The 21,681-nt window shown below is 72.9% G+C and carries 22 protein-coding genes and 1 pseudogene; 7 read left to right on the top strand and 16 right to left on the bottom strand.

Annotated features, from left to right (window positions below):
- Together ACWDY5_RS40305 and rsmD are read right to left on the bottom strand one after the other, a co-directional pair.
- Positions 1-941, bottom strand: a 941-nt coding sequence (locus ACWDY5_RS40305; protein ID WP_449727392.1) for a sigma-70 family RNA polymerase sigma factor, incomplete at its 3' end; no start/stop codon positions are given.
- A 240-nt stretch (positions 942-1,181) separates the two neighbouring features.
- Positions 1,182-1,736: a 16S rRNA (guanine(966)-N(2))-methyltransferase RsmD gene (rsmD, locus tag ACWDY5_RS40300; protein ID WP_449727391.1), complete on the bottom strand. Its 555-nt coding sequence runs from the start codon at positions 1,734-1,736 to the stop codon at positions 1,182-1,184.
- A 78-nt stretch (positions 1,737-1,814) separates the two neighbouring features.
- Here rsmD and ACWDY5_RS40295 point away from each other — a divergent pair, with 78 nt between their 5' ends.
- Positions 1,815-2,225, top strand: coding sequence for a helix-turn-helix domain-containing transcriptional regulator (locus tag ACWDY5_RS40295; RefSeq protein WP_449727390.1), 411 nt, complete (start codon positions 1,815-1,817; stop codon positions 2,223-2,225).
- A 4-nt stretch (positions 2,226-2,229) separates the two neighbouring features.
- Here the strand turns inward: ACWDY5_RS40295 and ACWDY5_RS40290 are convergent, their stop codons facing one another.
- Positions 2,230-2,700 carry a hypothetical protein gene (locus tag ACWDY5_RS40290; RefSeq protein ID WP_449727389.1) on the bottom strand — a complete coding sequence of 157 codons (471 nt, stop codon included), beginning with the start codon at positions 2,698-2,700 and terminating at the stop codon, positions 2,230-2,232.
- A gap of 184 nt (positions 2,701-2,884) precedes the next feature.
- On the bottom strand, positions 2,885-6,262 hold the full coding sequence (locus ACWDY5_RS40285) for a pyruvate carboxylase (protein WP_449727388.1): 3,378 nt from the start codon (positions 6,260-6,262) through the stop codon (positions 2,885-2,887).
- Positions 6,263-6,671: 409 nt separating this feature from the next.
- On the opposite strand from ACWDY5_RS40285, the gene ACWDY5_RS40280 reads away from it, so the two are divergent.
- Positions 6,672-7,121, top strand: coding sequence for a hypothetical protein (locus ACWDY5_RS40280; protein ID WP_449727387.1), 450 nt, complete (start codon positions 6,672-6,674; stop codon positions 7,119-7,121).
- Here ACWDY5_RS40280 and recG read toward each other — a convergent pair.
- Both recG and ACWDY5_RS40270 read right to left on the bottom strand, forming a co-directional pair.
- Complete coding sequence (gene recG / locus ACWDY5_RS40275; protein WP_449727386.1) at positions 7,118-9,328, bottom strand: ATP-dependent DNA helicase RecG; 2,211 nt, start codon at positions 9,326-9,328, stop codon at positions 7,118-7,120. The genes ACWDY5_RS40280 and recG overlap by 4 nt on opposite strands.
- Positions 9,329-9,356: 28 nt before the next feature.
- Positions 9,357-10,955 carry a DAK2 domain-containing protein gene (locus ACWDY5_RS40270; protein ID WP_449727395.1) on the bottom strand — a complete coding sequence of 533 codons (1,599 nt, stop codon included), beginning with the start codon at positions 10,953-10,955 and terminating at the stop codon, positions 9,357-9,359.
- A 194-nt stretch (positions 10,956-11,149) separates the two neighbouring features.
- Here ACWDY5_RS40270 and rpmB point away from each other — a divergent pair, with 194 nt between their 5' ends.
- Positions 11,150-11,341 (top strand): 50S ribosomal protein L28, encoded by a 192-nt coding sequence (gene rpmB, locus ACWDY5_RS40265; RefSeq protein WP_449727385.1) that lies wholly within the window; start codon positions 11,150-11,152, stop codon positions 11,339-11,341.
- 73 nt (positions 11,342-11,414) lie between these two features.
- Here the strand turns inward: rpmB and ACWDY5_RS40260 are convergent, their stop codons facing one another.
- From ACWDY5_RS40260 to ACWDY5_RS40240, 5 genes are all read right to left on the bottom strand, one after another.
- Positions 11,415-12,089, bottom strand: a complete 675-nt coding sequence (locus ACWDY5_RS40260; RefSeq protein ID WP_283661084.1) for a uracil-DNA glycosylase — start codon at positions 12,087-12,089, stop codon at positions 11,415-11,417.
- A gap of 44 nt (positions 12,090-12,133) precedes the next feature.
- The gene (locus ACWDY5_RS40255; protein ID WP_449727384.1) at positions 12,134-12,778 is read right to left on the bottom strand and encodes a hypothetical protein; all 645 of its coding nucleotides are present in this window, start codon (positions 12,776-12,778) and stop codon (positions 12,134-12,136) included.
- A 126-nt stretch (positions 12,779-12,904) separates the two neighbouring features.
- Positions 12,905-13,426 (bottom strand): gamma carbonic anhydrase family protein, encoded by a 522-nt coding sequence (locus ACWDY5_RS40250; protein WP_252486542.1) that lies wholly within the window; start codon positions 13,424-13,426, stop codon positions 12,905-12,907.
- A 16-nt stretch (positions 13,427-13,442) separates the two neighbouring features.
- On the bottom strand, positions 13,443-13,934 hold the full coding sequence (locus tag ACWDY5_RS40245) for a GNAT family N-acetyltransferase (protein WP_449727383.1): 492 nt from the start codon (positions 13,932-13,934) through the stop codon (positions 13,443-13,445).
- A 19-nt stretch (positions 13,935-13,953) separates the two neighbouring features.
- A complete protein-coding gene (locus ACWDY5_RS40240; RefSeq protein ID WP_449727394.1) occupies positions 13,954-14,925 on the bottom strand; it encodes a thiamine-phosphate kinase in 972 nt (323 codons plus the stop codon).
- 96 nt (positions 14,926-15,021) lie between these two features.
- Between ACWDY5_RS40240 and ACWDY5_RS40235 the strand changes: the two genes are divergently transcribed.
- Both ACWDY5_RS40235 and ACWDY5_RS40230 read left to right on the top strand, forming a co-directional pair.
- On the top strand, positions 15,022-15,258 hold the full coding sequence (locus ACWDY5_RS40235) for an Lrp/AsnC family transcriptional regulator (protein WP_185009185.1): 237 nt from the start codon (positions 15,022-15,024) through the stop codon (positions 15,256-15,258).
- A gap of 81 nt (positions 15,259-15,339) precedes the next feature.
- Positions 15,340-15,921 carry a DUF3515 domain-containing protein gene (locus tag ACWDY5_RS40230; protein ID WP_449727382.1) on the top strand — a complete coding sequence of 194 codons (582 nt, stop codon included), beginning with the start codon at positions 15,340-15,342 and terminating at the stop codon, positions 15,919-15,921.
- A gap of 4 nt (positions 15,922-15,925) precedes the next feature.
- Here ACWDY5_RS40230 and ACWDY5_RS40225 read toward each other — a convergent pair whose 3' ends face one another.
- A complete protein-coding gene (locus ACWDY5_RS40225; RefSeq protein ID WP_449727381.1) occupies positions 15,926-17,026 on the bottom strand; it encodes a D-alanine--D-alanine ligase family protein in 1,101 nt (366 codons plus the stop codon).
- Between the two features lie 57 nt (positions 17,027-17,083).
- Entirely contained in the window at positions 17,084-18,520 is a 1,437-nt protein-coding gene (locus tag ACWDY5_RS40220; RefSeq protein WP_449727380.1) for an aminotransferase-like domain-containing protein, read from the bottom strand.
- Between ACWDY5_RS40220 and ACWDY5_RS40215 the strand changes: the two genes are divergently transcribed.
- Complete coding sequence (locus ACWDY5_RS40215; protein WP_449727393.1) at positions 18,519-19,214, top strand: pyridoxamine 5'-phosphate oxidase family protein; 696 nt, start codon at positions 18,519-18,521, stop codon at positions 19,212-19,214. The two genes, ACWDY5_RS40220 and ACWDY5_RS40215, sit on opposite strands and share 2 nt — an antisense overlap.
- Here ACWDY5_RS40215 and ACWDY5_RS40210 read toward each other — a convergent pair.
- The gene (locus tag ACWDY5_RS40210) at positions 19,187-19,666 is read right to left on the bottom strand and encodes a cysteine dioxygenase (protein WP_449727379.1); all 480 of its coding nucleotides are present in this window, start codon (positions 19,664-19,666) and stop codon (positions 19,187-19,189) included. The genes ACWDY5_RS40215 and ACWDY5_RS40210 overlap by 28 nt on opposite strands.
- Before the next feature lie 215 nt (positions 19,667-19,881).
- A complete protein-coding gene (locus ACWDY5_RS40205) occupies positions 19,882-20,790 on the bottom strand; it encodes a LysR family transcriptional regulator (protein ID WP_449727378.1) in 909 nt (302 codons plus the stop codon).
- Between the two features lie 73 nt (positions 20,791-20,863).
- Between ACWDY5_RS40205 and ACWDY5_RS40200 the strand changes: the two genes are divergently transcribed.
- Positions 20,864-21,523, top strand: a complete 660-nt coding sequence (locus tag ACWDY5_RS40200; RefSeq protein ID WP_449727377.1) for a type 1 glutamine amidotransferase domain-containing protein — start codon at positions 20,864-20,866, stop codon at positions 21,521-21,523.
- Between the two features lie 54 nt (positions 21,524-21,577).
- Here the strand turns inward: ACWDY5_RS40200 and ACWDY5_RS40195 are convergent.
- Positions 21,578-21,681, bottom strand: a pseudogene (locus ACWDY5_RS40195) (ABC transporter permease); the annotation flags it as partial.

Raw genomic sequence — 21,681 nt, 5'->3', positions numbered from 1 at the left:
AGCTCACGCTGTATGCGACCGAGCTTGTTGATCACTTCCACCATGTGCACCGGGATGCGGATGGTGCGGGCCTGGTCGGCCATGGCACGGGTGATCGCCTGGCGGATCCACCACGTGGCGTAGGTGGAGAACTTGAAGCCCTTGGTGTAGTCGAACTTCTCCACCGCGCGGATCAGACCCAGGTTGCCCTCCTGGATCAGGTCCAGGAACGCCATACCGCGACCGGTGTAGCGCTTGGCCAGCGAGACCACGAGCCGGAGGTTCGCGCCGAGCAGGTGGTTCTTGGCCTTCTCCCCGTCGCGCACGATCCAGCGCAGGTCGCGGCGCAGCTGGGAGGGAAGCTTCTCCTCTTCCTCCTCGGCCTTGCGCAGCCGCTCCACCGCGTAGAGGCCGGCCTCGATCCGCTTGGCGAGCTCGACCTCCTCCTCGGCGTTGAGCAGGGCGACCTTGCCGATCTGCTTGAGGTATGCGCGAACCGAGTCGGCGGAGGCGGTCAGCTCGGCGTCCTTGCGGGCCTGCCGCAGCGCCTCCGACTCCTCCTCGTCCCAGACGAAGTCACCCGACTTCTGCGGCTCCTCCGCGGCGGGCTCCTCCTCGACCGGCTCGTCGACGACGACCAGGTCGGCCTCGTCGACCAGCTCCTCGTCGCCCGGCATCTCCTCGAGGTCGCCCGGCTCCTCGCCGTCGGCGGGCTTGCCTGCCGCGCCCTTGGCGCCCTTGGCGGCGGGACCGGCCTTCGCGGCGGTCTTCTTCGCCGGAGCCTTGGCCCCGGCCGCCTTGGTGGTTTTGGCCGCTGGCTTCTTGGCCGCGGCCGGCTTCGCAGCGCTCTTCCGCGCCGTGCCCGGCGTGGTAGTCTCCTCAGCGTCAGCAGCCTGGGCTGAAGCGGACTTGCTCGCCTTGGCGACGCTGGAGCGTTGGGTTGCGGTTTCTGCGGCTGCCACGTACGCCCTTTCGCAACGGTCGATCACAGACGGCGGAGGCGCGCAGCCACAGCCGTCAGGATTCGGGGGAGCGCCTGGGGCCGGAGAAGCTCGGGGCTTCAATCCCGGGCCTCGACCCTGGGCACGCGTTCCATTGTAGCGACGCCCGAGCACTGTTGTTGCGCGCCGTCACGACCAGGCCCCGGTTCGCCAGCGTTATCCCTGCTAGATGGCGGATGATTGTTCGCAGGCCACCCTCCGTCAGGGCCACTGGGCCCAGTGCACGGCGGTGTCGCCGTACTTGCGGCTACGCAGTCCGACCAGCGGTTCTGGCCACCCGGGGACCCCGTCCCGCGCCGCCCGCTCCACCAGCACCAGCGACCCGTTCGTGACCCATCCGTTAGCCACCAGCGCCGCCAGCGCCGCACCCAGCGCCGCGGCGTCCACCGCGTAGGGCGGATCGGCCATGACCACGTCGTAGGGCGCCGGCGCGGCCAGCCCGAGCACGGTGCCCACCGCCGCCGCCCGCACCTCGGCGCCGCGCAGGCCGACCGCCGCCACGTTCCCGCGCAGCACCTCCGCGGCCCGCCGGTCCGACTCCACGAACAGCGCGTGCCCCGCCCCGCGCGACAACGCCTCCAGCCCCAGCGCCCCCGACCCGGCGTAGAGGTCGAGCACCCGCGCGCCCTCCAGGTCCACCGCCGCCTCCAGCGCGCTGAACAACGCCTCCCGCACCCGCTCCGAGGTCGGCCGCGTTCCCTTCGGCGGCACGCTCAACCGCCGCCCACCAGCCACCCCAGCCACAATCCGCGTCACGCCACCATCATCGCTGGCTCGGTCATCACCGCTGGCTTCGTAACATATATGGTACGGTCGGCGCGGGAGGTGAGCCGCGTGAGCGCACAGTTCTGGGCGGATCTGGCCGAGGACCTGCAGGACCCGGAGTTCCTGCGGGAGTACGTCACCGAGTCGGTCCGGATCGCCACCATCGACTCGATCGTCAACGAGCTCGACCAAGCCCTGTACCGCGAACACCTGTCCAAGGCCGAACTGGCCAGGGCGATCGACGCACCCTCCGCCTCCGTGCGGCGCCTGCTGTCCGCCCGCGACGTGAACCCGACCCTGGGCACGATCGCGAAGATCGCGGCGGTGCTGGGCCTGCGGCTGACCCTGGAGCCCATCCCGGCAGCCGACCGGGAGATCATCACCGACCCGTTGCGCACCGGCTCTACGGCCGACGCCCACCGGGCCGCGCAACGGCTGACCGAACTGCGCAACCGCCGGGACGAGCCCGTCTCCTGCTGACCGGTTACTCGATCGAGCGAGGGTTGCGGGCGAGGTACTCCGCGCCCAGCGCTCGCACCTCGGCGTAGTCCGCGTCGGTGAACACGGTGCGGAACGGTTTGTCCTTGCCGCACAACACCACCAGCAACGGCTTCACCCTGCCGCGCGCCTCGTGGTCGAGGCGGCAGAACAGCCGGTAGTGGTGCTTTCCCTTGCCTCCCCGCGGTTTCGGGCCGTCTTTGCGGACCTCGTAGTAGCCCTTCATCTCACCGCGCATGGCCTCCCAGTAGCCACCGCCCGCGAACCGGTACGGCGGGGCGGTCGCCACTGCCACCAGCACGGCGGCGAACTGGGCTCGCGCGGAGACGGGACAGCCGCGGAGGAAGACCCGGCCGGGCACTGTCTCGGCCGGGTCGTCCTCCGGATGCCGGCGGAAGTAGACGATCTCGTGTTCGTCGTGTGGGGAGGGACCGGTCCTGATGGGCACAACCTGCATGTCCAGGGGATCGACTGCCTCAGCTCGAACGCTGGAGCCCTGTCCCGGGAACCGGTCGACAGCCACTCGACCCGGCTACCGTGAACCCTCGACCGGGTGTGGCAACCGGCCGCAGGGCCGGTCACAACGCTCTCCCCTGGCCAGGACCCGTTAGAGGGGTCTGACCAGGGGAGAGGTGGGTGGGTCAGCCGAGCTCGATCAGCAGGTCGCCGCCTTCGACCTGCTGGACCTTGCCGATGGCCAGGCGCTTGACCGTGCCCGCCTTCGGGGAGGTGATGGCGGCCTCCATCTTCATCGCCTCGATGGTGGCCACGGTCTGGCCGGACTCGACCTGGTCGCCCTCGGCCACGGTCAGCGTGACCACCCCGGCGAACGGCGCGGGCACGTGGTCGGCGTTGCCGCGGTCGGCCTTCTCCGCGGCAGGCACGTCCGCGGCGACCGAGCGGTCGCGGACCGCGATCGGGCGGAGCTGGCCGTTGAGGGTGGCCATCACGGTGCGCATGCCGCGGTCGTCGGCCTCGCCGATGGCCTCCAGGCCGATGAGCAGGCGGACGCCGGGTTCCAGGTCGACCGAGTACTCCTCGCCTGGGCGCAGGCCGTAGAAGAAGTCCTTGCTGCGCAGCACGCTGGTGTCGCCGTATGCCTCCCGGTGGGCGGTGAACTCCCTGGCGGGGGCGGGGAAGAGCAGGCGGTTCAGGGTCTGGCGGCGGTCGGACTCCAGGCCGCGGCGGTCGTCGTCGGTGAGCTCGGCGACCCGGCGCGGGGCGGTGCGACCGGCCAGTGCCTTGGTGCGGAAGGGTTCCGGCCAGCCGCCGGGCGGGTCGCCCAGCTCGCCGGAGAGGAAGCCGATCACCGAGTCCGGGATGTCGAAGCGGCCGGGGTCCTCCTCGAACTCCTCCGGCGCGACCCCGGCGCCCACCAGGTGCAGGGCCAGGTCGCCGACGACCTTGGAGGACGGGGTCACCTTGACCAGGCGGCCCAGCATCCGGTCCGCGGCGGCGTAGGTGGCCTCGATGGCCTCGAACTTCTCGCCCAGGCCCAGCGCGATGGCCTGCTGGCGCAGGTTGGACAGCTGGCCGCCGGGGATCTCGTGGCTGTACACCCGGCCGGTCGGCGAGGGCAGGCCGGACTCGAACGGGGTGTAGATCCGCCGGACCGCCTCCCAGTACGGCTCCAGGTCGCACACCGCGCGCAGGTCCAGGCCGGTCGCGCGCTCGGTGTGGTCGGTGGCCGCGACGATCGCGGAGAGCGCGGGCTGGGAGGTGGTGCCCGCCATGGACGCGGCCGCGCCGTCCACCGCGTCCACCCCGGCCGCGATCGCGGCGGTGTAGGTGGCCAGCTGGCCACCTGGGGTGTCGTGGGTGTGCAGGTGCACCGGCAGGTCGAACTCCTTGCGCAGCGCGGAGACCAGGGTGGCCGCGGCGGGCGGGCGGAGCAGTCCGGCCATGTCCTTGACGCACAGGATGTGCGCGCCCGCGGTGACCATCTGCTCGGCCAGCCGCAGGTAGTAGTCCAGGGTGTAGAGCTTCTCGTTCGGGTCGGACAGGTCGGCGGTGTAGCAGAGCGCGACCTCGGCCACCGCGGTGCCGGTGTCGGCCACCGCGCGGATCGCCGGGATCATCTGCTCGACGTCGTTGAGCGCGTCGAAGATCCGGAAGATGTCGATGCCGGTGGCGGTGGCCTCCTCCACGAAGGCCTGGGTGACCGCCTCCGGGTAGGGCGTGTAGCCGACGGTGTTACGGCCGCGCAGCAGCATCTGCAGGCAGATGTTGGGCACGGTCTCGCGCAGCGCGGCCAGCCGCTCCCACGGATCCTCGGCCAGGAAGCGCAGCGCCACGTCGTAGGTCGCGCCGCCCCAGCACTCCAGGGAGAACAGCTCGGGGGTCAGCCGCGCCACGTGCGGGGCGACCGCGAGCAGGTCCTTGGAGCGCACCCTGGTGGCCAGCAGCGACTGGTGCGCGTCGCGGAAGGTGGTGTCGGTGACGCCGACCGCGGAGCTGGCGCGCAACCAGTCCGCGAAGCCGCGCGGGCCGAGTTCGAGCAGCTTCTGCCGGGTGCCCGCGGGCGGGGTGGCGCCGAGGTCGGCGAACGGCAGCTTCTGCGCCGGGTCCACTGTGGACGGACGTGGGCCGTTGGGCTTGTTGACCGTGACATCGGCCAGGTAGGTGAGCAGCCGGGTGCCGCGGTCGGCGGAGTGCCGCGCGGTGAGCAGGTGCGGGCGCTGCTCGATGAAGGAGGTGGTGACCCGGCCTTCCTGGAAGTCGACGTCGTCCAGCACCGCCTGCAGGAACGGGATGTTGGTGGACACGCCGCGGATGCGGAACTCGGCCACCGCGCGGCGGGCCTTGGCCACCGCGACGCCGAAGTTGCGGCCCCGGCAGCTCAGCTTGACCAGCATCGAGTCGAAGTGCGCCGAGATCGCGGTGCCGGCGAAGGTGGTGCCGCCGTCCAGCCGCACCCCGGAGCCGCCGGGCGAGCGGTAGGCGGTGATCCGGCCGGTGTCCGGGCGGAAGCCGTTGGCCGGGTCCTCGGTGGTGATCCGGCACTGCAGCGCGGCGCCGTGCAGCACCACGTTCTCCTGGGACAGGCCGAGGTCGGCCAGCGTCTCCCCGGAGGCGATCCGGAGCTGCGCCTGCACCAGGTCGACGTCGGTGACCTCCTCGGTCACCGTGTGCTCGACCTGGATGCGCGGGTTCATCTCGATGAAGACGTGCTTGCCCTGCCGGTCCAGCAGGAACTCCACGGTGCCCGCGTTGACGTAGCCGATCTGGCGGGCGAAGGCCACCGCGTCCGCGCAGATCTTCTCGCGCAGCGCGGGATCGAGGTTCGGCGCGGGCGCGATCTCGATGACCTTCTGGTGCCGTCGCTGCACCGAGCAGTCGCGCTCGAACAGGTGGATCACGTTGCCGGAGCCGTCGGCGAGGATCTGCACCTCGATGTGCCGCGGCTCGACCACGGCCTGCTCCAGGAACACCGTCGCGTCACCGAAGGCCGACTCGGCCTCCCGCATCGCGGCCTCCAGGGCCTCGCGCAGCGACTCCGGCTGCTCGACCCTGCGCATACCGCGCCCGCCGCCACCGGCGACGGCCTTGACGAAGACCGGGAACCCGACCTGCTCCGCGGCGGCCAGCAGTTCGTCCACATCGGACGAGGGCGCGGAGGAGCCCAGCACGGGCAGTCCGGCCTCGCGGGCGGCGGCGATGGCGCGGGCCTTGTTGCCGGTCAGCTGGAGCACCTCGGGCGTGGGCCCGACGAAGGTGATCCCCGCTTCCCGGCAGGCCTGGGCCAGCTCGGGGTTCTCGGAGAGGAAGCCGTAGCCGGGGTAGATCGCGTCCGCGCCTGCCTTGCGCGCGGCCTTGATCACCTCGTCCACGGACAGGTAGGCCCGCACCGGGTGCCCTGGGTCTCCGATCTCATAGGCCTCGTCGGCCTTGAGCCGGTGCAGGGAGTTGCGGTCCTCATGCGGGAAGACGGCCACGGTGCCTGCGCCGAGCTCGTACGCCGCGCGGAACGCGCGGATAGCGATCTCGCCGCGGTTGGCGACAAGGACCTTCCGGAACATAACCAGCTCCTCCTGGTGGCGGACAGGCCAGCCGAAGCACCGTATCGCGGCACTCCCGCCAGTCGGGAGAACCATCTCAGGTGACGGGCGTCTCCCCCGATGTGCGCAAACCGGCTCGAGCCTGACTTGATCGCCAGCGTTTGCGCTGTTCACAGCATGTTTCGCCGATATTGCCCAGCTGTGGCCTGCCTGAAACACCACGCTCCGGACCTGCCCGTGACAGCGCCGGGTCCACGGGATGCGGACGTGGACGCGCTCTCACACGAGCCGGGTGTTCAACCGCGAACGGTCCTTGGTCGTTCCTGCGCGCAAAACCTCCGGTCACGGCGCCGTGACGTTGACCGGCCAGTGCCGGTCGCGCACAGTGGCCACCCGAGTAACGCCGAGTCCGGACGAGCAGAGGGTCGAGATGGCGAAGGTCGTGTCCAGCATCGCCCAGTCCGTGCTGGTGGAGCAGCGGTACTTCACCCTGCACGACGCCCGCGGCCCGGCGCCGCTGGCGCCACCGGAGCCGGTGGACGAGCAGCTGGTGCACGCCGACCTCGGCCACGCGGTGTTCCGCAGCGCGGAGTCCGGCCACTACGCCGCGGTGCGGGCCGAGCTCTGGGACGCCGAGCCCGGCACGCCGGAGGACGGCTTCGACGCCCAGGGCCGGGTGGACATCCTGGCCGGCAGCGCGGAGCTGGTGCTCGGGCCGGTGCTCACGGTCAGTGAACCGGCCCGGCTGGCCCTGCCCGCGCCGGGCCGCTACCGGATCGACGCGACCGCGCGCGGACGGGCCGAGGTGCGGGCGCTCGGGCCCGGCTCCTACGCGCACGGCATCGAGTCCTGGCTGATCCGGATCTGGCCGGTTCGCTAGGCCTTTTCCAGGTACTCGGCCTTCTCCGCGTCCACCACCGACTTGAGCAGCGAGGCCAGCCCCGGGTAGCCGGTGAGCTCGGGGTCCTCGGTCAGCAGCTGCACCGCCTCGGTGCGCGCGGTCGCGATGACCTCCTCGTCGCGCAGCAGCGAGAGCATCTTCAGCGTGGACTTGGCCCCGGACTGGGCCGCGCCCAGGATGTCGCCCTCGCGGCGCAGCTCCAGGTCCATCTGGGCCAGCTCGAAACCGTCGGTGGTGGCCGCGACCGCGTCCAGCCGTTCCCTGGTGGCGGTGCCGCCCAGCGCCTCGGAGACCAGCAGGCACAGCCCGGCCGCGCTGCCCCGGCCGACCCGGCCGCGCAGCTGGTGCAGCTGGCTGACGCCGAAGCGGTCCGCGTCCATGATCGCCATCACGGTCGCGTTGGGCACGTTCACGCCGACCTCGACCACGGTGGTGGCCACCAGCACCTGCACCTTGCCGTCGGCGAAGCCGCGCATCACCGCGTCCTTGTCGTCGGGGGCGAGGCGGCCGTGCAGGATGCCGACGTTGAGCCCGGCCAGCGGCCCGGCGGCCAGCGCGGGGGCCACGTCCAGCACCGCCAGCGGCGGGCGGCGGTCGCTCTTGCCGCCCTTGTCCTCCTTGGGCGGCTCCAGGCTCGGGTCGTCCGCGCCGTCGAGGTCCTCCTCCGCCTCCGCTTCCCCGATCCGGGGACAGACCACGTAGGCCTGGTGACCGGCGCGGACCTCCTCGGTGATGCGCTGCCACACCCGGTCCAGCCAGGCCGGTTTCTCCGCCACCGGCACCACCGTGGTGCTGATCGGCGAGCGGCCCCTGGGCAGCTCGCGCAGCGCGGAGACCTCCAGGTCGCCGTAGACGGTCATGGCCACCGTGCGCGGGATCGGGGTGGCGGTCATGACCAGCACGTGCGGGCTGACGCCCTCGCCGGCCCTGGTGCGCAGCGCGTCCCGCTGCTCCACGCCGAAGCGGTGCTGCTCGTCCACCACGACCAGGCCCAGGTCGGCGAAGGAGACCTTGTCCTGGATCAGCGCGTGCGTGCCGACCACGATCCCGGCCGCCCCGGAGGCGATGTCCAGCATCGCCTGCTTGCGCTCCTTGGTGCTCATCGAGCCGGTGAGCAGGGTGACCCTGGTGGCGTGCTCCGGCGCGCCCAGCTCACCGGCGCGGGCCAGCTCGCCCAGCATCTCGGCCAGCGAGCGGGCGTGCTGGGCGGCCAGCACCTCGGTCGGCGCGAGCATGGCGGCCTGCCTGCCCGCGTCCACCACCTGGAGCATGGCCCGCAGCGCGACGATGGTCTTGCCGGAGCCGACCTCGCCCTGCAACAGCCGGTTCATCGGGTGGTCGCCGGAGAGGTCGCGGGCCACCGCCTCACCGACCTCCTGCTGGCCGGCGGTGAGCTGGAACGGCAGCCGGGTGTCGAACTCGGCCAGCACCCCGCCGGGCTTGGCCGGGCAGCGCGGGGCCGGGCGGGCGCCGGAGACGATCCGGCGCTGGGCCAGCACCAGCTGCACCGCCAGCGCCTCGTCCCACTTGAGCCGGTTGCGCGCGCTGGTCACCTCACCCCAGTCGGCAGGCCGGTGCACCTTGCGCAGCGAGGCGGACAGCTCGCCGAGGCCGTGCCGGGCGCGCACCACCTCCGGCAGCGGGTCCTCCGCGCCGTCCCACTGGTCCAGGACCTGGCGCACGCACTTCTCCACCACCCAGGACTCGATGCCCTTGCTGGCCGGGTAGACCGGGATCAGGCCGCGGGCGAACTCGTCGGCCACCGAGTCGTCCTCGTTCTCGGCCAGCAGCTTGTAGTCCGGGTGGGCCAGCTGCAGCGCGCCGTTGAAGGAGGTGACCTTGCCCGCGAACAGGCCGCGCTTGCCGACCACGAGGTCCTTGGCCCGGTGCGGCTGGTTGAAGAAGGCGATGGTCATCGCGCGCTGGCCGTCGGTGATCGTGGACTCCACGATCGAGCCGTACTTGGTCTTCATCCGGCGCACCGTGGTCGAGCGGACCTCGGCCAGCACGGTGGCGTGCTCGCCGATCTCCAGCCCGGCGATGCTGGTCAGCTCGCCGCGCTCGGCGTAGCGGCGCGGGTAGTGCCGGAGCAGGTCGCCGACGGTGCGCAGGTTCAGGCCTTTGTCCAGGGCCTCGGCGGTCTTCGCGCCGAGCACGTGGTCCAGCCGGTCGTCGAAGGTGGTCATCGCCGTCCATTCAACCGCGTGGGTCCGACTATTCGATGCCCAGCAACACCATCGCGCCGCGCGAGCCACCCGGGTACGAGGCCAGGTCGACCTCGGGGTGCGCCCGGCGCAGGTGCTCCTCGACCTCGTCGAGCAGCTCCGGCGGCGCGGACTCGCCGAGCAGCAGGGTGACCAGCTCACCGCCCGCGGAGAGCATCCGGTCCAGCAGCTCGCACACCGCCTCGGCGGGCCGGGAGCCGATCAGCACCACCTCGCGGTCGATCATGCCGAGCAGGTCGCCCGGCCGGCAGCGACCGGCCCAGGTGATCGCGTCCTCCTCGGCAACGGCCAGCTCGCCGCGCCGGGTGGCCGCGGCCGCCTCGGCCATGGCCACCACGTCGTCGCCGTGCCGCCGCTGCGGGTCGTGCACGGCCAGCGCGGCCAGGCCCTGCACCGGGGAGGCGGTGGGCACCACGACCACGTCGTAGCCGGAGCGCATGGCGTGCTCGGCGGCGTCCTCGGCGATCACGGTCAGCTCGGCGTCGTTGGGCAGCACCACGATGTGCTTGGCGCCCGCGCCGGTGAGCGTGGCCAGCAGCTCGGCCGCGGTCGGCCGCTGCCCGGTCCACTGGCAGACCACCGCGCCCTCGCCGCGGAACAGCTCGGCCAGCCCCTCGCCGTCGGCCAGCACCACCACCGCGCGGTCGCGGAGCAGGCCGGTGGGCTCGGTGGGCAGCTGGTCGGCGAAGCGGATCACGGTGATCCGGTGCGGGCGGCCCGCCTCCACCCCGGCCTCGATGGCGGCGCCCACGTCCTGGCAGTGCACGTGCACGGTCCACAGCCCGGCGCCGTCGGAGACCACCGAGACGCAGTCGCCCAGCTCGCTCAGCCGGGCGCGCAGCGCGGCGGTGCGCGCCTCGTCGGTGCCGTCGAGCAGGTACATGACCTCGTAGTCGAACTCGGCCGACCCGGCCTCGCGGGTGGCCTGCAGCTCGGCCTTGCCCCGGCGGACCAGCGCGTCGAACCGGGTGGACGGGGGCAGCGGCAGGCCGGTGACCACCGCGGTCAGCGTCTCCAGCAGCACCAGCAGGCCGCGGCCACCGGCGTCGACCACCCCGGCGCGGGCCAGCGCGGGCAGTTGGCTGGGCGTGCGGGCCAGCGCCTCGGCCGCGGCGGTGCTGGCCGCGAAGGCGACCTGCTCCAGGCTCTCGCCCGCGGCGGTGGCGGCCTCGGCCGCGGCGTGCATGACGGTGAGCACGGTGCCGGGGGCCGGTTCGCTGACCGCGGCGGTGGCCAGCCGGTCGGCCAGCCGCAGCCCGTCCTTGAGCGCGGGCCCGGTGAGCGTGCCGTCCTGGCGCAGCGCCTCGGCCAGCCCGCGCAGCACCTGGGACAGGATCACCCCGGAGTTCCCGCGCGCCCCGGCCAGCGCGCCCTTGGCCAGCGCGGCCAGCGCCGCCCCGCCGTCGGCCGCGGCCGAGTCGGTCAGCGTGTCCAGCGCGGCGCGCATGGTGTGCAGCAGGTTGCTGCCGGTGTCGCCGTCGGGCACCGGGAAGACGTTGATCCGGTCGATCGCCTCGCGGTCGGCGGCCAGCGCCTCGACACAGGCAACGGCCCAACCGCGCACAGCGACCGCGTCCAGCACCTGCAACACCTGCGGCCGCCTCCCTCTGGATGTTGGCAGCGAGACTAGCGCCTGATTCCGGTGCGGCCGGTAGCCCGGTTTGGTCGCGCGGATGCCGACCAGATACGCTGTCGGGGTTGCCCGGCTCGGCTTGGGCTCACTGCCGTCTGTGCCAGCTGGCATCGCGGACTTCTGTTGAACAACGTGTAAGGAGTGTCGACGTGGCTGCCGTTTGCGACGTCTGTAGCAAGGGGCCGGGCTTCGGCAAGTCGGTCTCGCACTCCCACCGGCGTACCAACCGCCGGTGGAACCCGAACATTCAGACCGTGCGCGCGAAGATCGGCCTGGTGCAGCGCAAGCGTCTGAACGTGTGCACCTCCTGCCTCAAGGCGGGCAAGGTCGCCCGCGGCTGACTCACCGCCGCAAGCTTGGCCATGAGGCCCGGATCACAGCTCGTGATCCGGGCCTCATGCTGTTGTCAGGGGGTCAGAGCTGCCAGTCGACGGGGGCCGCGCCCTGCTCGGTCAGGAGCTGGTTGGCGCGGCTGAACGGGCGGGAGCCGAAGAAGCCGCGGTCGGCCGACATCGGCGACGGGTGCGCCGACTCGATGCAGGGCACGCCGTCCAGCAGCGGCTTCAGCTCGCGGGCGTCCCGGCCCCAGAGGATGGCCACCAGCGGGGTGCCCCTGGCCGCCAGCGCCTTGATCGCCTCCTCGGTGACCTGCTCCCAGCCCTTGCCGCGGTGCGAGGCCGGCCTGCCCGGCGCCACCGTCAGCGACCGGTTGAGCAGCAGCACGCCGCGCTCGGTCCACGGGGACAGGTCCCCGTTGGGCGGCGGCGGGAAGCCGAGGTCCTCGACGTACTCGCGGTAGATGTTGATCAGGCTCTTGGGCAGCGGGCGCACGTCGGCGGCCACCGAGAAGGACAGGCCGATGGCGTGCCCCGGCGTCGGGTAGGGGTCCTGGCCGACGATGAGCACCCGCACGTCGGCGAAGGGTTGCTTGAACGCGCGTAGCACGTTCTCCCCGGCCGGTAGGTACTTCCGGCCTGCGGCGATCTCCTCCCGGAGGAACTCCCCCATCGAGCCGATCCGGTCGGCCACCGGGTCGAGCGCCTTGGCCCAACCGGCTTCCATGATCTCGTGCAGCGGACGTCCAACCACGGAACGTGACCCTAGCGACGAGCCGCCAGGCGTGGCCCAGTGGGTCAGGCGCTCACCGTGCGTCGCCGCAGCCGGAGCTGCCGGTGCCGCAACGGCAACGGTCCCGGCCAGGCCCGCAGCAGCAGCGCGGCGGCGTCCCCGGCCACCGCGGCGGCCAGGCCGGTGTGCTCGGCCGGGTCGTAGCCGACCAGCACCGCCTCGGCGGCCACCAGCTGCCTGGCCGCCACATCGCGCAGCGCGGCCGCGGCGACCGGGCCGCCGGTGGCCGGATCGCCCAGCACCAGGCAGCGGCCGTGGCTGCCGATCACCGGCACCGCGTAGGCGGCCTGCCAGTGCCTGCCGTCGGCCGGTGGCCGTGGCGGGCAGCCCGGGTTCAGCTCGACCAGCCTCGGCTGGATCCGCCTGGTCCGGGCGGCCACGCAGGCGGGCAGCTCGTCCCCGTTGCCCAGCCGGACGCTGAGCCGCGCGCCGGCCGCGGGCACGCCGTGCACGGTCACCGGGACCGCCCGGTGCACCGGCAGGTGTTCGTTGACCGCGCCGATCGGCAGTGCCACCAGCGGCGCGGCGGTGGCCGGATCGGCCAGCACGACATCGGCCAGCACCTGGTCACCGCGCATGGTGAAGCGCTGCAACGCCAGTGCCGGCCTTGACTCGGTGTTACCCGGTTGCGCGCCCATGCGCGCGTACATCGACAACATGTTCCTGCCCCCAGAAACATCGAACAGTGCCGAGCAGGCCAATGCCCGCCCACGATCAACCCTACGCCCGTGGGCGGGCGGCCGGGAGCAGCCGGAAGGGCGTCACCCGTACGGCTGTCAGTCCAACCGGCGCAGACCATCCCGGTAGACCTTGATGTTCGCCACGTACATGTCCACCCCGGGCTGCACGGCGTTCTCCGGCACCTCGAAGTCGGGCTTGACCTTGGCGGGCACGCCCACCGCGAGCCTGCGGGCCGGCACGTGGCCGTTGTGCGAGACCACCGCGCCCGCGCCGACGATCGCGCCGTCCTCGACCACCGCGCCGTTGAGCACCACCGAGCCGGAGCCGATCAGGCAGCCGTCGCCGATGGTGGCGCCCTCGATGTGCACGTTGTGCCCGACCACGCACCCGGCGCCGATCAGGGTGGGGTGGATCTGGGTGCAGTGGATGATCGTGCCGTCCTGCACGTTCGACCGCTCACCCACCTCGATCCGGCCGTAGTCGCCGCGGAGCACCGCGGTGGGCCAGACCGAGACCTGCGGGCCGAGCGTGACGTTCCCGATCACGACCGCGTCGGGATGCACGTAGGCGGTCTCGTGGATTACCGGTTCCAGGTCACCAAGCGCGTAGACGGCCATAACGAGACTCTAACGTTCACTCAGCCACCGCCGGAACGACGATCTCCTTGCCGAAGCAGCGACTGCTCTCGTGGCAGGCGTACACCCCGAACTTGGCGATCGGCGCGTAGCCGCTGGAGGTGTACAGCGCGATCGCCTCCGGCTGCTCGATGCCGGTCTCCAGCACCATCCGGCGGCGACCGGCGGCCAGCGCGAGGCGTTCCAGCTCGGCCAGCAGCTGGCGGGCCAGGCCGCGGCCGCGGGCGGCGGAGACCACGTACATCCGCTTCAGCTCGGCGTCGCCGTCGGTGAAACCCGGCTCGTCCGAGTCGTGCGCGCGCCAGCCGCCGCACACCGCTGGCACGCCGTCGAGGTAGCCGACCAGGAACAACCCGCGCGGCGGGGCGAAGTCGGCCGGGTCGACCGGGGTGATGTCCTCCTCGCCGTAGCGGAGGACGTACTCCTGCTGCACCTCGGCGATCAGCGCGGTGGCGTCGGGGTGGTCGTAGGCAAGGATCCGCAATTCCACCCGTGCAATTTACGTCAGCTCACTCCCGGCGCCAGTGCTCCCAGCCCACGGGCCCTTCGTACGGCCGCCCGTCCACGGTCACCCCTGGTCCGTTGACCACCGAGCCGATCACCGTCCAGTCCGCGGGCACCGCCTCGGCGCTGGGGAAGGTGGCCGCCAGCGCGTGGTCCTCGCCGCCGGTGAGCATCCAGTGCAGCGGGTCGGCGCCCAGCGCGGAGGCCACGTCCAGCAGCCGCTGGTGCACCTCCAGCGCGTTGGTGCGCACGTCGATGCCGACCCCGGAGGCCGCCGCCACGTGCGCCAGGTCGGCCAGCAGCCCGTCCGAGATGTCGATCATCGAGGTGGCCCCGGCGCGGGCGGCCTGCGCGCCTGCCTCGTACGGCGGCTCCGGCACCCGCTGGGCGCCGACCACCGCCACCGGGGAGCGGAAGCCGCGGCCCAGCACGGCCAGTCCGGCGGCCGCCCAGCCGAGCCGTCCGCACACCGCGAGCAGGTCGCCGTGGCGGGCCCCGGAGCGGGTCACCGGGTCCAGTCCGTCCAGGTGCCCGAGCGCCGTGATGGAGATCACCAACTCCTTCGCGGTGACCATGTCGCCACCCACCACCCCGGCCCCGGCCAGCCGGGCCTCCTCCCACATCCCGGCCATCAGCCCCTCGGCCACCGCGACCGGTGTCCCGGGCGGGCAGGCCAGGCCGACCAGCACCGCGGTCGGCACCGCGCCCATGGCCACCACATCGGCCAGGTTCACCGCCACCGACTTGCGTCCGACCTGCTCCGGAGTGGACCAGTCCAATCGGAAGTGCACGCCCTCCACCAACACGTCCGTGGAAGCGACCACCCGTCCGTCGGGCGCGGCGACCACCGCCGCGTCGTCTCCCGGGCCGAGCAGTGTGCTGGGTGGTTGCACACGGCCATCGGTCACTCGGCGGATAAGCCCGAACTCACCCAGATCGGCGACGGTGTCCGCACTCTGCGGCGGCTCCGGGCACAAAGGGACCTCCAGATCCACGCTTTGCTTCCCCCTCTGGGGTAAGTTCTGCCCACGATTCCTACCCCGAGCACAGCGGTCGAGACGAAGGGGCACGCCGTGGTCCAGGCTTACATCCTCATCCAGACCGAGGTCGGCAAAGCCGCCGCCGTGGCCGAACGCATCGGCGGGATACCCGGGGTGATCACTTCCGAGGACGTGACCGGGCCCTACGACGTGATCGTGCGCGCGGAGGCGGACACCGTTGACGACCTCGGCCAGCTGGTGGTCGCCCAGGTGCAGGCCGTCGACGGCATCACCAGGACGCTGACCTGTCCCGTGGTGCACATCAAGTAAGCGCTTGCGCAGCCCACCGCCGCGCCCGTCACCCGACCCCGGGAGACGGGCGCGGTGGTGTGTCGTGGTTGGGTTGCGGGCGTGGCACCGAACGACCGCTCCCTCCCGCGTCCGCTGTTGATCGCGCTGATCGCGCTGCCGCTGCTGCTGGTGGCCGGGGTCGGCACGCTCGGCCTGCTCTACGGCTCCACCGGCTCCGCGCCGGCCGACAGCACGCCCGCGCCGATCCGCACCGGCCCGGTCGCGCTGCCGCCCATCCCCGCCGAGCAGGCAGGCTCCCCCGCCTGCGGCAAGCTCGTGCAGGCGCTGCCGAAGGAGCTGACCTCCAACGGCGAGCAGCTGGGCCGCCGGGAGATCGTCGCGCCCGCGCCGGAGGGCACCATGGTGTGGGGCAACGAGAAACGCGATCCGGTGGTGCTGCGCTGCGGGCTGGGCAAGCCCGATGAGCTGAGGCCGGACAGCCGCCTCTCCGAGATCTCCGGCGTGCGCTGGCTGGAGCTGCCCGGCCAGGGCGCGAGCAGCTGGGTGGCGGTGGACCGCGAGGTCTACGTGGTGCTCACGGTGCCCGGCGGGTCGGGCACCGGGCCGCTGCAGGGGGTGTCGGAGTCGATCCGCGCCACGCTGCCGGAGCAGAAGGTCGACACCGGCACCGCCCCGAAGTAGCCCGTCAGCGCAAGCCGGTGCCGCGCGCGATCGCGGTGTCGACCAGGGTGCTCAGCAGGGTCGGGTAGTCCACGCCGGTGACCGCCCACATCCGCGGGTACTGCGAGACCGGGGTGAAGCCCGGCATCGTGTTGACCTCGTTGACGATCAGCTGGTTGTCCTCGGTGAGGAAGAAGTCCACCCTGGCCAGGCCCTGGCAGTCCAGCGCGTGGAAGGCGGCCACCGACTGGCGGCGGATCTCCTCGCAGACCTCGTCCTCGACCTTGGCCGGGAAGTCGAACTCGCACACCTTGTCGGCGTCGATGTACTTGGACTCGAAGTCGTAGAACTCCACGTCGCCGACCACCCGGATCTCCGAGGGCAGGGACGCCTCCACCCGGCCGTCCGGGAACTCCAGCACGCCGCACTCGATCTCGCGGCCCGCGATCCCGGCCTCCACCAGCACCTTGGGGTCGGTCTCCCGGGCCAGCGCGATGGCCGCCTCCAGCTCCTCCCAGTCGCTGACCTTGGACACGCCGATGGAGGAGCCCGCGCGGGCCGGCTTGACGAACACCGGCAGCCCGAGCCGCTCCCGCTGTTCCTCGGTCAGGGTCTTGTCGCCGCGCCGCAGCACCACGAAGTCGCCGTTGCGCAGCCCCTCGGCGGCGAGCAGCTTCTTGGCGAACTCCTTGTCCATGCCGGCCGCGCTGGCCAGCACGCCCGCGCCGACGTAGGGCAGCCCGGCCATCTCCAGCAGGCCCTGGATGGTGCCGTCCTCGCCGTAGGCCCCGTGCAGCACCGGGAAGACCACGTCGACCGCGCTGAGCACCTCGCCGGCCCGGTCCGCGGACAGGTGCACCAGGTCGGGGCGGGTGGGGTCGGCCGGCAGGGCGAGCGCGCCGGTGGAGTCGTCCACCTCGGGCAGCACCCGGCCCTTGATCTCCAGCGCCGTGGGGTCGCTGGCGCCGAGCACCCAGGCGCCGTCCCGGGAGATGCCCACCGGGATGACCTCGAACCGGTCCCGGTCCAGGTGGGTCAGGATGCTGCCCGCGGACACACAGGAGATGGTGTGCTCAGTGCTACGGCCGCCGAAGACGACCGCAACCCTGGTCTTGCGCTGCGTCATGGGCCCCGACCCTACCCGCGCACTCAGGGCGACCATTCCGCGCCAAACCCGTGCGGCTCAGCTGAGCAGGTCGACCAGGGTGGGCAGGGCAGTGGTGAGCTGGGCGCGGGTGCAGTTGGTGTAGCCGACGGCCAGGCCGTGCCAGCGCGGGGTGGCCTGGTGATGGCGGGCCAGGCCGTCCAGGGCCAGGCCGCGGGCGCGGGCCGCCGCCAGCACCGCGCGCTCGGTGTCCAGGGAGTCCAGCAGCACCACCACGTGGCCGCCCGCGGAGTCGCCGAAGATCGGCGCGCCGGCCACGGAGAGTGCGGAGACCACCAGCTCGCGCCGCTCGGCCAGCTCCCGGCGCAGGCGGCGGAGGTGGCGGCCGAGGTCGCCGTTGCGGGCGAGCTGGACCATGACCTGCTGGCCGGCGGCGGCCGGGCAGATGCCGCACAGGTTGCGGTGGTCCAGCACCGCGCGGGCCACCTCGGGCGGGGCCACCATCCAGCCGACGCCCAGGCCCGCGGAGAGGATCTTGCTGGTGGTGCCGAGGTGCACCACCACGTCCGGGGCCAGCGCGGCCAGCAGCGGCAGCGGGGCCACGTCGTAGCGCAGCTCGCCGTCGTAGTCGTCCTCGATGACCAGCCAGCCCTCCGCCCGCGCCCGCCGGACCAGCTCCACCCGCCGCGCGGCGGGCAGTCGCCCGCCCAGCGGGTACTGGTGCGCGGGCGAGCAGTAGACCGCGCGGATGCCGCTGGGCAGCGCGTCCACCACCAGGCCGTCGGCGTCCACCTCGGCCGGGACCACCCGCATGCCAGCGGCGCGCAGCGCGCCGACCGCGCGCTGGTAGCCGGGTTCCTCGATGGCCACCGTGTCGCCCGGCGAGAAGAGCGCGCCGGCCAGCTCGGTGACCGCGGCCGAGGTGCCCAGGGTGGCCAGCACCGCCTCGGCGGGGGCGTCACCCGCGCCGACCACCAGGCCGCGGTGCCGGAGCAGGTGCTCGGCCACGATCTCCCGGTAGGCGGGCAGGCCGGCGCGTTCCGGGCGGGGCATGACGGGCACGTCCCCGGCCGCCCGCCAGGCGCGGCGCCAGGCCGCCCGGTCCACGCCACCGGCCAGCGAGGCGCCCGGCACCAGGTCGATCAGGCCGGCGTCCTCGGCCTCGGCCGGTCTGGCCGGGCCCGCGCTGGGGGTGACCGCGGGCGGGGTGGTGGTGACGTAGGTGCCGGAGCCGCGGCGGCCGCCGATCCAGCCCTCGGCGTGCAGCTGCTCGTAGGCGGCCGCGGTGACCGTGCGGCTGACCTGGAGGCGTCCGGCCAGCGCGCGGGTGGAGGGCAGCCGGTCGCCGTGCCGGAGCTGGCCGGTGGCCGCGGCCCTGCGCAGCGCGTCGGCCAGCTGCACGGCCAGCGGGGTGCCGTTGCCCCGGTCCAGCACGATGGGCAGTTCGGCGGGCAGCGCGGAGTCGAGCACGGTGAGTGGCCTCTCAGGTTCACCCGGTATTGGCACTGTGAGCATGCCAGTTACGCCTCGAATACTAGGTGCCGTGACCACTGACGCGCTGTCCCCGACCGGCCGCAGCACCATCCGCCGCGGCAAGGACCGAGCCCGCACCGACCGCGCCGAGCTGTACGACCTGCTCGACGGCGGCATGTTGTGCCACCTCGGCGTGGTCCTCGACGGCGCGCCGCTGGTGCTGCCCACCTGCTACGGCCGCGACGGCGACACCCTCTACCTGCACGGATCCTCCGGCGCGGCCAGCCTGCGCGCGGCCGCGGGCACCGAGGTGTGCGTGACCGTGACCGAGCTGGACGGCATCGTCTACGCCCGCTCGGTGTTCCACTTCTCGGTCAACTACCGCAGCGCGGTGATCCACGGCCGCGCGCTGCCGGTGACCGGGGACCAGGCCCGGCTGCACGGCCTGCGCACGCTCACCGAGCAGGTCGCCCCCGGCTCCTGGGAGCACGCCCGCCTGCCGAACCGGCGCGAGCTGGCCGCCACCACGGTGCTCGCGCTCGACCTGGGCGAGGCGGCGGTGAAGATGCGCTCCGGTCCGCCCGGCGACGACGAGGCCGACCTGGGCACGCCGGGGGTGTGGGCCGGCGTGCTGCCGCTGCGCCGTGCCTGGGGCGAGCCGGAGCCCTGCCCGCTGCTGTCACCGGATGCCGTGCCCCCGGCGCACGTTCAGTCCCGGACCGGGCCGATCGCGTAGTCCATCCGGTAGCGCGGCATGTCCCGGCGCTGACCGTCGAAGACGTGGATGCTCACCGCCGGATCGGGCCCGTCGTTGATCACCTGGTGCACGTAGTGCGGGCCGAAGACCCTGGTCTGACCGGCGGTGAGGGCGTGCACCAGCTCCACCGGGCGGCCGTTCTCGCCGAGCCGGGCGACCCGCTCGGCGAGCACCCCGGTGACCACGGTGAAGGCGCCGCTCGTGCCGCCGTGGTCGTGCAGCTCGGTGCGCTGGCCAGGCAGCCAGCTCATCAGCCAGATCTCGTGGTACTCGGTGCGCTCCAGCAGCGCGGTGTAACGCTCGACGGGGTCGTAGCGGAGCTGGTGGCCCCAGCGGGAGCGGTCCGCGGCCACGTTCATGGCGATGCGGGCCGGGTGCGCGGCGGCGCGGGTGGCGTCAAGGGCAATGGTGCCGGGCGGAACAGCGAACACGACGAGATCCTTCGAGCTGAGGGTGGTCGGCGGGCGGCAGACGGCCGCGATCACGCCGAGAAGTGCACTGCGGCGGGGTCTTTCAGCAGGAAGGACAGAGCGCGCTGGCTACCCGCAGGAGGTCGATGGGACCCCTCCGGTGCGAGGATGCGCGACTGGTCACGCGGGGAATGGAACCAGCAGGCCCGGAACGGGTCAAGCTGGACGGCGGGATCTCACAGATTGGGCCACAGTTTCGCCCGGTCGAGTAGCTGCCGGTAGCCCAGCGCCACCACCGGGTCGGCCAGTCCGCCCACCCTGGTGGCCAGGAACCCGGTGTTCAGCGGCGGCACCTCCGGCTCGTGCAGCAGCTCCACCGACCCGGCGGCCAGCGCGGGCTCGGCCACGTACCTGGGCAGCACCGAGACACCCATCCCGGCGACCACCGCGGTGAGCACCGCGCGCAGGTCGGGCACCACCACGGCCAGCTCGTTCGGCGGCCGCCTGCCGAAGGCGCTTCGCCAGTACCGGCGGATGATCGGCAGCTCCTCGGCGTAGGCGACCAGCGGCAGGTGCGCCAGCGCGCGCACCGGGTCCTGCGCCAGCGCCTCCGCGCGCACCGTCCTGGCCAGCGCGGGCGGGCCCACCAGCAGGAACTCCTCATCCACGAACGGCGTCGCGGCCAGGCCGCGCTGGGTCGGCCGGATCGCCGAGACCACCAGGTCCAGGCGTTCCTCCAGCAGCGCGGTGAGCAGGTCGGCGGCCAGCCCGAACTGCACCCTCAGCCGCAGGCCGCGGGCGGTCAGCGGGACCAGCGCGGGCAGCACCCGCAGCGTGGTCAGCTCGGCCGGTCCGCCCAGCCGGAGCAGGCCGTGCCGGGCCAAACAGGTCTCGTCGGCCGGGTCGAAGGCGCCGCGCAGCTTGTCCACGTGCGGCGCGATCTGGCTGGCCAGGGTGTCCGCCCTTGGCGTGGGCCGCACGCCCTGGTTGGTCCGCTCGAACAGCTGCTCGCCGAGCTGCCGCTCCAGCCTGGCCAGCTGCCCGCTGACCGCGGGCTGGGACAGGCCGCGCCGGGCGGCGGCCGCGGTCAGCGAGCCGGTGCGGTGGATCTCCAGGAAGGTGGCCAGCAGGTCCAGTTCGGGCACGGCTCCTCCAGTCATAAGTTTCGTGATGGCGACAGCATGCGCGAGCGGGCGCTCCGGGCCTAGCTTGGCGGCCATGACGAAGAAGATCCTGATGGTGCTGACCGGCGCCGACACCCTCACCCTTGCCGACGGCTCCGCGCACCCCACCGGCTACTGGGTGGAGGAGGCCGCCGCCTCGCACCGGGTGTTCCGCGCGGCCGGGATCGAGGTGGACATCGCCACCCCCGGCGGCGTCACCCCGACCGCCGACCCCGGCAGCAAGGACGGCCAGGAGGAGCTGGTGGCCTACCTGGACGGCCTCGGCGAGGCGCTGACCAAGCCACTGGACCTGGCCGCGGTGTCGCCGGCGGACTACGACGCGATCTACCTGCCCGGCGGCCACGGCCCGATGACCGACCTGGCCGCCGACCCGCACCTGGGCGCGCTGCTGACCCAGGCACTGGCCGCGGACAAGCCGATCGGCGCGCTCTGCCACGGCCTGGCCGGACTGCTCAGCGCGGGCGAGGCCTTCGCCGGGCGGCGGCTGACCGTGTTCACCGACGCCGAGGAGCGGCAGGCCCTCGGCGAGCGCACCCCGTGGTGGGTGGAGAGCACGCTGCGCGAGCGCGGCGCGGTGGTCGAGGCGGGCGAGCCGTGGAGCAACACCGTTGTGGTGGACGGGAACCTGGTCACCGGACAGAACCCGCAGTCCACTGTGGACACCGCGAAGGCGTTCGCCGCCAAGCTGGCCTGACCCTCCACAATGGAGCAAGGTCGTGTCCGCGGAGCCCCGCCAGCGCTAGCCGCGCCAGTTTGGCCGCTGGCGGCGCGGCCGGGTGCCAAAACCCAGGAAGGACAGCGCGGCCTCGGCCAGCACCGCGATCGCGAAGGACACCGAGCCCTGCACGATCA

The organism is Crossiella sp. NPDC003009, assembly GCF_053591555.1.
Note: the sequence above shows the minus strand (reverse complement) of the source record. Positions and strands in the feature narration are given on the sequence as shown.